Origin of the sequence: Clostridium cibarium, from assembly GCF_014836335.1 — a bacterium.
GTDB lineage: Bacteria > Bacillota > Clostridia > Clostridiales > Clostridiaceae > Clostridium > Clostridium cibarium.
The window spans coordinates 15531-28458 of sequence record NZ_JACSRA010000005.1 but is presented as its reverse complement, the minus strand read 5'-3'; the positions used below and the strand labels follow the sequence as shown (position 1 = coordinate 28458).

The window sequence follows — 12928 nt, the reverse complement described above, 5'->3', positions numbered from 1 at the left end:
GTATATATAAAAGATTTAAGGTTGAAAAGAAGGTTAAAGAAAATGATGTTGTAACATCTTTTTATTTAAAATCTATAGAGAAAGTACAATTAAAAAAGCATAAGGCGGGACAATTTATTGCTGTTAAACTAAATATAGACGGTGTAGATGAAGTTAGACAATATAGTTTGTCTATGAAACCAGGTGAAGATTTTTATAGAATAAGCGTTAAAAGAGAAGAAAAGGGGTTAGTATCTAGATATTTGCATGATAATGTATTTGAAGGTGACGTGCTAGAAATATCAGAGCCACTAGGTCAATTCATACTTAAGGATAGCAATAGACCGTTAATTTTAATGAGTGGTGGAATTGGAATTACTCCAGTGATGTCAATGCTATATGAAGCATCTAATTCGGGAAGAGAAATAATATTTGTTCAAGCAGTTTTGAATTCTTCAGCCCATACATTTAAGTCAGAAATTAAGAAGATAGTCAAAGAGAATAATAATGTGCAAACGGAAGTATTTTATTCAGAACCTTTGGATAAAGATAAAATTGGAGTTGATTATGATCATTTAGGATTTGTATCAAATGAGTGGATTGAAAAAAGCTTACCAAAGGATGGCGAATTTTATTTTTGTGGACCATTAGGTTTTATGAAACATATATATATATGTTTAACTAATATAGTGACTGATAAATCATCCATAAATTATGAAGTGTTTGGGCCATCAGCAGACTTATCTGAAAAATAAGTTATCTTATGGTAAAATATCCATATAAAGTAAGTGATTCATTTCACAGATATATGAGTTTTTGAATTAAGCTAGACAGGAGATAAAAAAATGGAGAATAAAAGGATAATGATAATTGGCTGTGGTGGAAGTGGAAAATCCACATTAGCAAGAAATCTTGGAGAAATGATGGATATTCCAGTTATACATTTAGATAAATTATTTTGGAGAGCTGGATGGAAATCTGTTTCTAAAGAAGAATTTGATCAATTGCTTGACAAAGAACTTATTAAAGATTCTTGGATCATTGATGGAAATTTCAATAGGACAATTCCCAAAAGATTAAATAGATGTAATACCGTTATTTATTTAGATTATTCTCGAATTACTTGCTTACTTGGAGTTATAAAAAGAGTAATAAGCAATTATAGTAAAACTCGTGCAGATATGGGTGAAAGTTGTCCAGAAAAATTTGATATAGAATTTTTAAAGTGGGTATGGAATTTTAATAAAAATAATAGAAAAAGATATTATGAGATTTTAGAAGGTGTAAGGGATAAAAATGTCATTGTATTACACAAACGTAGTGAAGGAAGAAAGTTATTTGGCAAAGAAAAGTTCAAAGTTAAGCAGGAAATTAGATAATATAAGAAGTAAAAGCATATAAAGCTGATGTTTTAGGGTGAAAAAACATCAGCTTTATATTAATACTTAAAAAGATTTATATATTATTGGACTTGACATTTTAGTCCATTAATAGTGAATTCAGTAGGCTTTTCAGAAGAGCCGTTAAAGTTTATATTGAAACCAAATGTAGCAGTTCCGCCATTGGCAGCAATATGTCCATTCCAGCCTGCATCTTTAACTGATACTGAGTTTCCACTAGTTGTGTAGCTTCCACACCAAAGGTTAGCTATGCTTTGGTTTTCAGGAAGAGTCCAATCTAATGTCCATCCATTTATATCAGTTTTGCCAGTATTTTTTATTGTTACATTAACAGTACCACCATCGCCCCAGCTATTAACATTATATGCTACAACAATATCGCTTAAAGGTGCCACAGAAGAATCAGCTGTAGTTGCAGTTATTGCATCACTTGCTGGAGATTCATTACCAGACATATCTTTAGCCTTTACAGTAAAGCTATAATCAGTGCTTGGACTTAATCCTGTTACTGTGTAACTTGTTGATGAAGTCGATCCAACTAACTTTTCACCGTTATAAATATCATATGTTCCTACTCCAACATTATCACTAGAGGCTGTCCAAGAAAGACTAATAGAATTAGAAGTCTTTGATGTATTTGTTAATCCTGTAGGTGCAGTTGGTGCTTCAGTATCTGGAGCTCCACTTACATAGTATTTTAACCATTTAAGAGCTGGGCGTTCTTCACCTGTAGTAGTAACTAAATGAGTATTATCTTTCCATGTTTTACCTTGGATATAACCCCATAATGTTATACCTTTAACAGATTTATGTTCCCAAAGAACAGGAAATTTTTCTTTATATCTTGCTAATTGAGTAGCATCATCACCAGTTATATCAAGTTCTGATACGTATATTGGTAAACCTGTTGTATCTAATATTCCTAGAACATCATTCATTGTTTTTACAGAAACAGTGTCTACATTGAATTGATGGCATTGTATTCCTATTCCATCGATTAGACCTTTTTCTTTTAGTATATTTATAATTTGAACATATTGTTTTGCTGCAGCTGGATCACCTATAATTCCATATTCATTAATTAATAATTTTGAATTTGGAAAGGCTTTTTTTGCTTGTTCAAATGACCAAATTATCCAGTCCCATCCTGTAGAACCATCACCGCCTATTGCATCTTTATATGATGGTTTTGCATGTAATGGTTCATTTACAACATCTACAAAATCGGAATTAGGGTATCTTTCTCCAGCAGCTTGAATCCATTCTTCAACTTCTCCCTTTTGATCGGTAGCTGAAAGTGAATCTATCCACTTTGGTTGTTGACTTCCCCATACTAAGGTATGGAATTTAAATGGGAAGTTGTTAGTCTTTGCATAGTTATAATCTTTATCAGCCCAATTCCAACTCATATTATCTTGAGTTTGTTCTACAGAACCCCACTTTGTTCCATTTTCTGGAGTGACTTGATTCCAGTAGTTAGCAAAGTCTGAAGGAGCAGTGTTATCAAAAATGTTTCCTAAAAACTTTGTTTCAGCTGTTTTTGTTTCTTCAGCATGAACTTTAAATGTTGACATGGACGATAAAATAAAAATTGGTATTATAAATTTAATAATTGTTTTTGTAATTTTAGATTTTAACATAATTACCTCCTTGATTTAGTTTAATTTGTATATTATGTAATATTGTATCATAATAGAAGTGGAGTGCATGGCCTTTTAAGAATGATATAGAGCCGATTACGACTTTTTTATTTAGAGAGGTCTAGTTTTAATTTTTAATTATATAAACAAAGAATATATTTAATTACTATGAGATAGAAGTTAATGGGTAGAATAAGAGTAAGAGGGATTACTATCATAAAATGAAAAAGCTAATAATTGTGAAATATAATATGAAATTTTTATAATAAATAAAGGAGGAGAATAATGCTAGATGTATTAATTTATGCAGTAATTGGTATTGCAGCAGGCACTTTAAGTGGATTATTTGGAATTGGAGGAGGAATAATAATTATTCCAGCATTAATGTTTTTAAAAGGATTTTCTCAATTACAAGCTCAGGGAACTTCTTTGGTGGCTATGCTTCCACCTGTTGGGATACTTGCATTTATGGAATATTATAAGAAAGGAAATACAAATATAGTTGCTGGTATAGTTATTTGTATTACTATGTTAATTGCAGCTAAATTCGGAGGTCAATTAGCTAATATTCTTCCTATGAACATAATGAAAAAAGCTTTTGGTATATTCATTATTTTGGTTGGAATAAAAACCTTTTTGGGAAAGTAATCTAAAAAAGAAATATAGTATGTAAATAAAACTTGAAGGAATACTTAGATCTCTAAGTATTCCTTCAAGTTTTATGAATTATAGTAATTTTTCAATTTCTGTATTCTTAAAAAATTCACCTAGTGGTATATTCTTAAGTGGAAGTTTATCAATACCAAGACAAGTTTTTGCTGCATTAATTAATACACGAATATCATATTTGCTTGGATATACAGGATCTAATGTTTTCTCAAGACCTAGTAATCCATATACAGCCATAATTGCACTTCTTACTGAATATTCTACTGTGAATACGCAGTCTTCAGGAACTTCTGCAAATTGTCCTAGGAAACCAAAGTTTTTACTTCCTTCTGGAATTACATTAGGTCTATCGCCTGGAACACGAGGCATAAATTGTGCAGTGATGTAAGGCATCATGCTAGGAATTACGTTTACTGTATGAGATAGAATTTCAGGAATCTTATCTTCTAATCCCATGTGGTAAAGGAGTTCTTCAAACATTTCACGGCCTGTACAATCTGAATATGTCTTTTTAATATAGTTTCCTGGTACATCAAGATTTAATGCATATGCCCAAAGAACTTTTACGTTATCAGGTTGATTAATAAAGTGTGGATGTTTTGGTACAACCCAGCTCATAAACCAGTTAGAATCCTTTATTGTAACTAAACCACCCATACCAGGCTTATCTCCTGTAAGATTATAAATATGAGGGAAGACAATGTCATCATCCTTTAAGGTAACAGTAAAGGACATCCATTTTGATTTATCTATATTAGTACAGAATTTTTCAGGGTGTCCAAAGTCAGGTGACTTCTTTGCTAGCTTTTCCCATAAACTAAAACAACCTTTATCTTCTGATCTATTTATAATAGCAGGATGATCAATGTCGCCCCTTGTTGTGTTTTCTGTCATAGATCCGTTAGTAAATAATACAATATCATCTTCATTTACATTAATGATTTCATTTTTACCATCTTTAGTATAGTGAATTGCTTTTGCAATCTTTTGATTATTTGTAAAATCAAAATCAATATCTGTAGCTTTACAGCAGCTATCAAAGCATACACCTTGATCTTTAAGCCATGTAATAAGAGGAAGTATTAAAGAATCATATTGATTATATTCAGTGTGAAGTATACCTTTTAATTTATTCATACCACCTATTAAATGCATGAATCTTTCCATATAACGTTTTACTTCAACGACACTATGCCATTTTTCAAATGCAAACATGGTTGCCCAGAAATACCAGAAGTTTGTATTGAAGAAACTAGGAGTAAAAAATTCTTCTATAGTAGTTGAACCTAGGGCTTCCTCTGTAGACAAATGAAGTTTTGTAAGCTCCATAGCATGTCCCTTTGATAATCCAAGAGTTGAAAAGTCTGCCTTCTCTCCTTGATTGTGTACTAATCTGCAGTGGGATTCAATTGGTTCTTCTATATTAAGTTCGCGAAATTCATCTAATACGCTTCTGTTTTTATCAGTTAAAGAAGGAATGAAACTATAAAGCTCCATAAAGCATTCAAAATGTTCTTCTATTTCTCTACCGCCTCTTGCAGTATAGCCTTTTTCTGCAGTTCCTGCGCCATCCATTGAACCTCCAAGGATATCAAGCTGTTCAATCACATGAATGTTATTTCCTGGCATATGGCCGTCTTTTATTAAAAAAGCTGCTGCTGATAAGGAACCTATTCCACCTCCTATTAAGTATGCTTTTCTTGATTCAATATTCTTTGGTTTAATTGGATTAATTCTTTGATAATTATTCATAAAACTACTTCCTTTCTTAAACAAATAAAATATAGATATTTAATATACCTATATTTTACAGTTTAGTGAAGATTATGTTCAATGGACAGAAATGTAATATGTGAAAAAATTGCACATATTTAAAGAAATGTGTAATTTATTTCTTATTAGTCGTCATAATTCTTAAAATGGTACCATCTAGCATTATTTCAATTCTGTCAGCAATATCTTCTTTTTTCTCTATTAATCCACTATTAATCCAATGTAAAAATTCGCCAGTTATAGCATAGGCAAAAAATGTAGCTACCTGATTTTTTATTTTTTCATCAACGTCCATATTTTGAGTTATTTCTGCAATAACACCTATTAGCACTTTATGAAAAGTTTTTTGTAAAAATACTTCAAGGAGTTCACGACCGAGTGATTTGCAAGTATTAATACATATAGATTTGTTATCTAAGGTATATCGGAGAACAAGACAAACTCCATTTTTCCAGTTTGATAAGTTGCAACATTCATCAAGTTCATCTATAACTTCATTTTCAAATATCCATTCAAGCAAGTCATATACATCGTGGAAGTGATTATAAAATGTATGTCTTGAAACTCCACATGTATCAGTAACCATTTTTACAGTTATTTTGCTTATTAAATTTTCTTTCATGAGCAATTTTAAAGAATTAGCTAACGCTTTTTTAGTAATAAATGATACAGACATAAAATTAATCACACCTTTCTATTAGAAAAAGTATTTAAATTAATGAATTAATGGACCTAAAGAAATGAATTAGGAAAGAGTAGGGGTGAGTAAATAAAATATTATGGTTAAACTTGGTTTAATAATGTATATTTTACTATTTATACATTAAGTTTTAAAGGTTTTTATTACATAAAATAGTTTAACTACTAGTAAATATTAAAATAGTTTTGTAAAAGAATTAGTACATAACATTTTCTTATTTTATAGAAAATAACCTCGAAACATATAGAATATTCACTTTTCACGAATTATTTTGACTATTTCAAGATAAATCTATTTATTAAAATCTTATGTTATGAGAATATTTTTATAAATATTCAACAAATATTAGTATACTAATTTCCAGTAGTTTCTTAAATTAAGATGGAATAAGAAGCAAATTCCGTCTTAATTAAAATTACAAACAAAGATTATGAAAATTTAGGAGGATTATATTATGGTTAAATCACAATTAAAAAAAATATGTTTTACAGTTGTTTGCACATTTATTTTAGGTGTTTTTGGAGTAGTAATTTTGCCAAAACAAGTGGTATCTGCAGCAACCTATGATATTACTGTTGCTAAAGATGGTAGTGGAAATTATAAAACTATTACAGAGGCTTATAACTATCTAGCAAAGATTAATGATGCTAAAAGAAAGACTATACATGTAAAAAAAGGTGTTTATAAAGAGAAGATTACTATTTCAAAACCTTATATAAGTATAATAGGTGAAAATAAAAACAATACGAAATTAACTTATAATGTTGCAAATGGGGATCCTAAACCTGGTGGAGGAAAATATGGCTCAGCAGATTGTGCTGCTTTGACAGTTGGAGAAAATGATTTTATTGCACAAAATATCAGCTTTGAAAATAGCCATTTAAAGGATACAGGAAAAGATGTTCAAGCATCTTGCGTTTATACATATGGAGATAGAATAAGTTTTAATAATTGTAATTTTTATAGTGGACAAGATACCTTATGTGCATATACATATGGAGTAGATAAATCTAGAGTATATTTTAAGGATTGTTTTATACAAGGTAGTGTTGATTTTATTTGGGGAGGTGCTACTGCATTATTTGATAATTGTACATTAAATGAGTTAAGGGATGGTGGCATGTATACAGCTGCTAATACACCTCAGGGACAAAAGTATGGATATGTATTTTTAAATTGTACCTTAACTGCTAATGGAGATGTTAATTATACATCTCGTACTAATCCTCGTTGGAAAACACCTTCAACAGTTTATCTTGGAAGAACTTATGGAGACTACTGCCATGTGTCATATATAAATTGCAAATTAAATGCACCAGTTAACCCAGCAGGATGGTTAAAAATGAATAACAATAATAATAACACTGCTTTGCTTGAGGAGTATGGATGTACAGGTATTGGTGCAAATAGATCAAAGAGAGTACCTTGGTCAAAAGCACTTAATAGTAGCCAAGCTTCTAGGTATACTAAAGCTAATGTTTTATCAGGCAAAGACGGGTGGAGACTATAAAGTTAGAATATAGGTAGTCTTGTGAAAATTTCAATATTGCATTTTCTGATGTTAACTATAATTATTTAAATGAAATTAAAAAAAAGTGGATTCGTTAATTTGAATCCACCTTTTTGAGTATGTTTCACTAAACCTAATTTTGTCACCAGAATATATTACTATCTGCCGCCAATATTAATTGACATATTACGTACGTCAGCGCTTCCACTACTTTGATATCCTTCGATATTAAACGCTGTTTCATACATTTTTCCTAACTTCATTCCCTTACTCTCCCAAGCATCGAAGTGTTTGCTAACAGATATGGTTCCGCTTGTGCGTTTTGTTCTACGTACACTCCAATATTGCTTAAAGGTCGTACTATTTCCTTTAATGGAAGGTTGGTTGACTCTTAGGGTTTCATATATGTCATACGTACCACCATCAACGTTAATAGTACCCTTTGGTGATGCTCCAGGTGGTCTCCAAGTTCCCCAACTATCGACTATATAATATTCTACTAGTGGACTACTTGTCCATCCATATACACACAAATATGAGTTGCCGGATGGTTGGTAGTCGCAATTAAAGTTTACTGATATATTGCCAAGTTGCTTGTATGTCTGAGTTTCATTGAATTTCTTGCCTTTACGGAATAAGGCATTCCCGATATTACTCCAACGACAACTGAATGAACCACCAGCTTTAAGAGTCATGCTTGTGTTTCCATAATCCTTCCACAGTTCATAGTTGTAGCCGTCATGGATGCCGGTTGCATTTGAGTTGAGTATTTTTGGTGTGCTGCTTAAAGCTGGTGCAGCAAAAGTATTTCCTGGTGCGTTTAAAGTTGTTGTAGCAGAAGCAGTATTACCAATCATCGTTAAAGAACTAGTCATAACTAATGCTACTAAGGTAGTAAGAATTCTTTTTCTGTTTAACATTTTTCATCCCCCCAGTTTTTATTTTTTACAATACTTGATATTAATTATATATTTAGTAAATTATAACTAAGTATTGTAGTAATAATAATAAAATTCTTACCATATTACAATAAATTTATCGTAATATATCGATTTTGAATCTTGAATTAATTAATTTTCTATTTAACTTTGAATTGTTTAATATATATTAATTATTCAGTTACCAAGTTTTACTCCAAAGGCTATAGAAAATTATTCTGAAATACCTACAGGAAGGCCACTTAAAGTAGCGGCATTATTTTATAGTTATAACGATATCTTTCTTTCATTAATAAGAAAAAGGTTTGAGGATATACAAAAAGAAAACGAAAGTAAAGTTAAATTTACTTTCTTTGATGCAAAATCAAATAATATTGCACAGTTAGAAAATATAAACAATTCAATTGAAGGTGATTTTGATTTTGTAATATTAAATATGGTTGAAAAAAGAAAAGATGTGGTAGAGGAAATTTTTTCAAAATTTAAGATAAAAAATATTCCAGTAATTCTTATTGCTGCCGATATTCCAGAAACAGATGCATTTAGTACATATAATAAGGCATTTGTGCTTATTTCAGATGCAGTAGGATCTGGGATTGCACAAGGAAAGCTTATAGCAGATATTTGGAAAAATAATAAGACAACTATGGATAAAAACAATGATGGTACATTACAATACATTATAATAAAGGGAAAAGAAACTAGTCCCTATACAATCGAAAGAAGTAGGTACTCTATTAGTACAATTAATAATTCAGGTATAAAAACACAAGAACTTGCATCAGTACCAGCTGAATGGGATAAAGAAGAGGCAAAGAATATGGTTTCTTCACTCTTTTTAAAGTATGGCAACAAAATAGAATCAATAATTTCAAATAATGATGCTATGGCAATTGGTGCAATTGAAGCACTTCAAAAGTATGGATATAATATGGGGGATAAATTAAAAACTATTCCTGTTTTTGGACTTGATGGAATAGATGAAGCAAAAGACTTAATAAAAAAAGGATATATGACAGGTACAGTTTTTCAAGATCCTGTCACTATAGCAAATGCTGCTTATACTGTTGGAATTAATTTGTTTTCTGATAAGATTTCTACCAAAGATACAAATTTAAAGCTTAATGGTAAAGAAATTATTATTCCAATGGTATATGAACCTATATATTGAATTAAAATTGGACCATATTAAATTAAGTTTTATCTAAGGTATATAAGCTTTTTGTTAAATTACAGAAAAAGATTGTTTCTACTATTATTAATTGGAGAAACAATCTTTTTATATTTATAAAATTTAATACAGATAAATCTTTAGGATTATATTTATTCATTTTACGACAAAACTATTTGAGTGGTTGTCAGATTAATGTATTCTATTAATAAAAATACTTAAAAATTCTTGATAACAAACTTAAATGGGGGGATTATAAATGAAAAAAATTAAAATGAAAGTTATTACTTCATGTCTATCTTTAGGGATTGCTTTAAGCACTCTACTTACACCAGTATCTGCTTATGCAGGGACAAAAGGTGATCCAACATTACAACTTGATGGAATACTAAGTACATTTCACCAAGGAAGTGTTGGGGATTGTGGTGCTGTTTCTGCAATACAGGCATTAAGCAATAGTAAATTTGGTAAAAATCTTTTAAGTAAAATGATTTCTGTTAATAGTAACGGCAGTTATACATTAAATTTCGGAGCTGGAAAGCAGACAGTATCAAAAACTGATGTGGCAAATGCATACATAAGTGGTGACCTTGATGCTAGAGTTATAGAAGCTGGGTTACAAAAAGCTATGAATGTTTATAATGGTTGTTTTGCTTGTGATGTGTTTACAACAATGACTGGATTTGGACAAGCCACTATTAATGGAGGTACTGCTAAAACTAACATGATGAATACTATGGCTTCAAAGTGCAAATCTAATAAAGGTATTATGGCTGCGTGTGATTTTAGTATAGCAGATCCAAGTAAAGGGATTTTAGGAGACGGAAGTCACTCTTATTCAATAAAAAGTGTAACTAAAGATACTGTAATAGTGGTAAATCCGTGGGATACTTCTAAAGATATAAGTATGTCTAGAAGTCAGTTTGAAAGGTCTATAAGATATATGACATATGTAGATGAAGCAGCAAAAAAGGTTATAGTTTTTTGGAGTTAAGTTATTAAAATAAAAAGGAGGGAAAGATATAATTTTTATATCGAAGAGGATGGAAAATAGAGTAAAGAAAATCATATCATTTATGCTAGGGATATCAATAATAGCACTAATTCAGTTTGGTCCAATATTTGATACATTTGCTGCTTCAGCTGCTGTGCTAAAGACTTCAAGGATATCTGTACATGATCCATCAATTGTAAAGGCTAATGGTAAGTATTATCTTTTTGGATCACATAAATCAGATGCAGTTTCATCTGATTTGACATCTTGGAAGTATTTCCAAACAAATATTAATAATGATTATGCAAAGGTATTTTCTGTTGGAGGTAAGTGGGCTTCTCATGGAAGTAATTCATATAACATTAATGGAAACCTTTGGGCTCCTGATGTTATATACAATACAAAAATGAAAAAATGGTGCATGTATATGAGCGTTAATGGGGACAAGTTCTATTCTTCTATTGCCCTTGCAACAGCTGATAGGATAGAAGGACCATATACATATGCTGGAACAATAGTATATTCAGGGTTTACTAATTCTTCACAAGCTGGTGAGACAGACTATAAAAAAGTTACAGGAACCAATACTGTAGACAGAAGATATGTGTCAAATGGAGCTTGGAATTCAGCATACGGACCTAATGCCATTGATCCTTGTGTATTATATGATAAAGACGGAAACTTATGGATGTCTTATGGTTCATGGTTTGGTGGGATTTTTATGTTAAAGTTAGATAGTTCTACAGGTTTAAGGGATTATTCTTACACTTACCAAACTAAAACTAATTCCTCAGACCAATACTTCGGAACAAAGATTTCAGGTGGTTATGGAACTACTGGGGAAGGATCCTATATTGTTTATGATAAATCAGCAGGATACTATTACTTGTATGAATCTTATTGTGGACTTGATGCTACAGATAATTTCAGTGGATACCACATTCGTTTATTTAGATCAAAAAATATAAATGGACCTTACGTTGATGCAAAAGGAAATTCTGCAATATGTACAAGTGCTAATGTTGATAAATCAAGCAAAGGTATAAAATTATTTGGTAACTATTCTTTTTCTTCTTTAAAATCTGTAGCTAGTTCCGAGCTTAGTGCAAATGGATATATGTCAGGTGGACATAATTCTGCATTAATTGATGATAATGGACAAAGGTATCTTGTTTATCATACAAGATTTAATAATGGAACTGAAGGTCATCAGATTAGAGTTCATCAACAATTTTTAAATGAAGATGGATGGCCAGTAACAACAGTATATGAATACTTAGGAAACACAATATCATCATCAGGGTATTCAAATAGCGATATTGCTGGCACTTATGAATTTGTTAACCATGGTTTAGATGCAACTACTGCTCACATAGGCATGTTAAAGACATCTAAGGTTTCATTAAATTCTAATGGAACTATTAGTGGTGACTATACAGGAACATGGCAAGAAAAGTCCGGATCATACTATTGTACTATGATAATTAATGGTGCTACTTATAAAGGCGTATTTTTTAAACAAAATGATGAATCTTCATCACACAAAAGTACTATGACTTTTTCTTTAATAGGTGCTAATAATGAGTCTATATGGGGCTCGAAAATTTCTAATGCAACGACAGAATCAACTAACTTAAATGGTACTTATTATATTAAAAACTCTTTAAGTGGATTGTATTTAGATATTACTAATGGATCGTCTGCTGATGGTGCAAATCTTCAACAGTGGGGCTTAAACAAATATGATGCGCAAAAATTTAAATTAGTATCAGATGGTGATGGAAATTACTCCATATTAACTGGAGCATCTAATTATAAAAGCTCCCTTGATGTTTTAAATGGTTCATCTGCTGATGGCACAAATGTTGCAGAGTGGAAATATTGGGGAGGAGATATGCAAAAATTTAAGTTTGTTAAAGTTTCTGGAAATAAATATGCAATTTTAACAAAAGCATCAAATTTTAAATCTTGCTTAGATCTTTATAATATGAGTAAGGATTCTGGGGCAAATATTTGTCAGTGGACATACTGGGGAGGGCAAGGACAACTCTGGGAGTTAGTTCATGTATAAAACAATTGAGCTTAGAATGGTATAACATATAAAAATAGAGACTATGTTTTAGAATTATACTAAAGCATAGTCTTATTATAAAT

The 12928-nt window shown here is 30.8% G+C and carries 10 protein-coding genes and 1 pseudogene; 7 read left to right on the top strand and 4 right to left on the bottom strand.

Features of this window, described 5'->3' with window-relative positions:
- Window positions 1–2 precede the first annotated feature (2 nt).
- Both H9661_RS19985 and H9661_RS04310 read left to right on the top strand, forming a co-directional pair.
- A complete protein-coding gene (locus H9661_RS19985) occupies window positions 3–734 on the top strand; it encodes an FAD-binding oxidoreductase (RefSeq protein ID WP_243129559.1) in 732 nt (243 codons plus the stop codon).
- A gap of 90 nt (window positions 735–824) precedes the next feature.
- Window positions 825–1358 carry a P-loop NTPase family protein gene (locus H9661_RS04310; RefSeq protein ID WP_191767795.1) on the top strand — a complete coding sequence of 178 codons (534 nt, stop codon included), beginning with the start codon at window positions 825–827 and terminating at the stop codon, window positions 1356–1358.
- An 83-nt stretch (window positions 1359–1441) separates the two neighbouring features.
- On the opposite strand, the gene H9661_RS04305 is transcribed toward H9661_RS04310, so the two are convergent.
- Complete coding sequence (locus H9661_RS04305) at window positions 1442–3019, bottom strand: endo-1,4-beta-xylanase (protein ID WP_185966736.1); 1578 nt, start codon at window positions 3017–3019, stop codon at window positions 1442–1444.
- A 285-nt stretch (window positions 3020–3304) separates the two neighbouring features.
- Here H9661_RS04305 and H9661_RS04300 point away from each other — a divergent pair, with 285 nt between their 5' ends.
- A complete protein-coding gene (locus tag H9661_RS04300) occupies window positions 3305–3667 on the top strand; it encodes a TSUP family transporter (RefSeq protein WP_143315522.1) in 363 nt (120 codons plus the stop codon).
- A 78-nt stretch (window positions 3668–3745) separates the two neighbouring features.
- On the opposite strand, the gene H9661_RS04295 is transcribed toward H9661_RS04300, so the two are convergent.
- Entirely contained in the window at window positions 3746–5440 is a 1695-nt protein-coding gene (locus H9661_RS04295) for an oleate hydratase (protein WP_191767794.1), read from the bottom strand.
- Between the two features lie 136 nt (window positions 5441–5576).
- Window positions 5577–6137: a TetR-like C-terminal domain-containing protein gene (locus H9661_RS04290; RefSeq protein ID WP_185966735.1), complete on the bottom strand. Its 561-nt coding sequence runs from the start codon at window positions 6135–6137 to the stop codon at window positions 5577–5579.
- A 478-nt stretch (window positions 6138–6615) separates the two neighbouring features.
- Between H9661_RS04290 and H9661_RS04285 the strand changes: the two genes are divergently transcribed.
- Window positions 6616–7671 carry a pectinesterase family protein gene (locus H9661_RS04285; protein ID WP_191767793.1) on the top strand — a complete coding sequence of 352 codons (1056 nt, stop codon included), beginning with the start codon at window positions 6616–6618 and terminating at the stop codon, window positions 7669–7671.
- A 167-nt stretch (window positions 7672–7838) separates the two neighbouring features.
- Here the strand turns inward: H9661_RS04285 and H9661_RS04280 are convergent.
- Window positions 7839–8444 (bottom strand): annotated as a pseudogene (locus tag H9661_RS04280) (glycoside hydrolase family 11 protein); the annotation flags it as partial.
- 331 nt (window positions 8445–8775) lie between these two features.
- On the opposite strand from H9661_RS04280, the gene H9661_RS04275 reads away from it, so the two are divergent.
- From H9661_RS04275 to H9661_RS04265, 3 genes are all read left to right on the top strand, one after another.
- A complete protein-coding gene (locus tag H9661_RS04275; RefSeq protein WP_191767843.1) occupies window positions 8776–9780 on the top strand; it encodes a substrate-binding domain-containing protein in 1005 nt (334 codons plus the stop codon).
- A 259-nt stretch (window positions 9781–10039) separates the two neighbouring features.
- On the top strand, window positions 10040–10774 hold the full coding sequence (locus H9661_RS04270; RefSeq protein WP_143315503.1) for a hypothetical protein: 735 nt from the start codon (window positions 10040–10042) through the stop codon (window positions 10772–10774).
- 49 nt (window positions 10775–10823) lie between these two features.
- Entirely contained in the window at window positions 10824–12845 is a 2022-nt protein-coding gene (locus H9661_RS04265; protein ID WP_143315501.1) for an RICIN domain-containing protein, read from the top strand.
- Window positions 12846–12928: the final 83 nt, after the last annotated feature.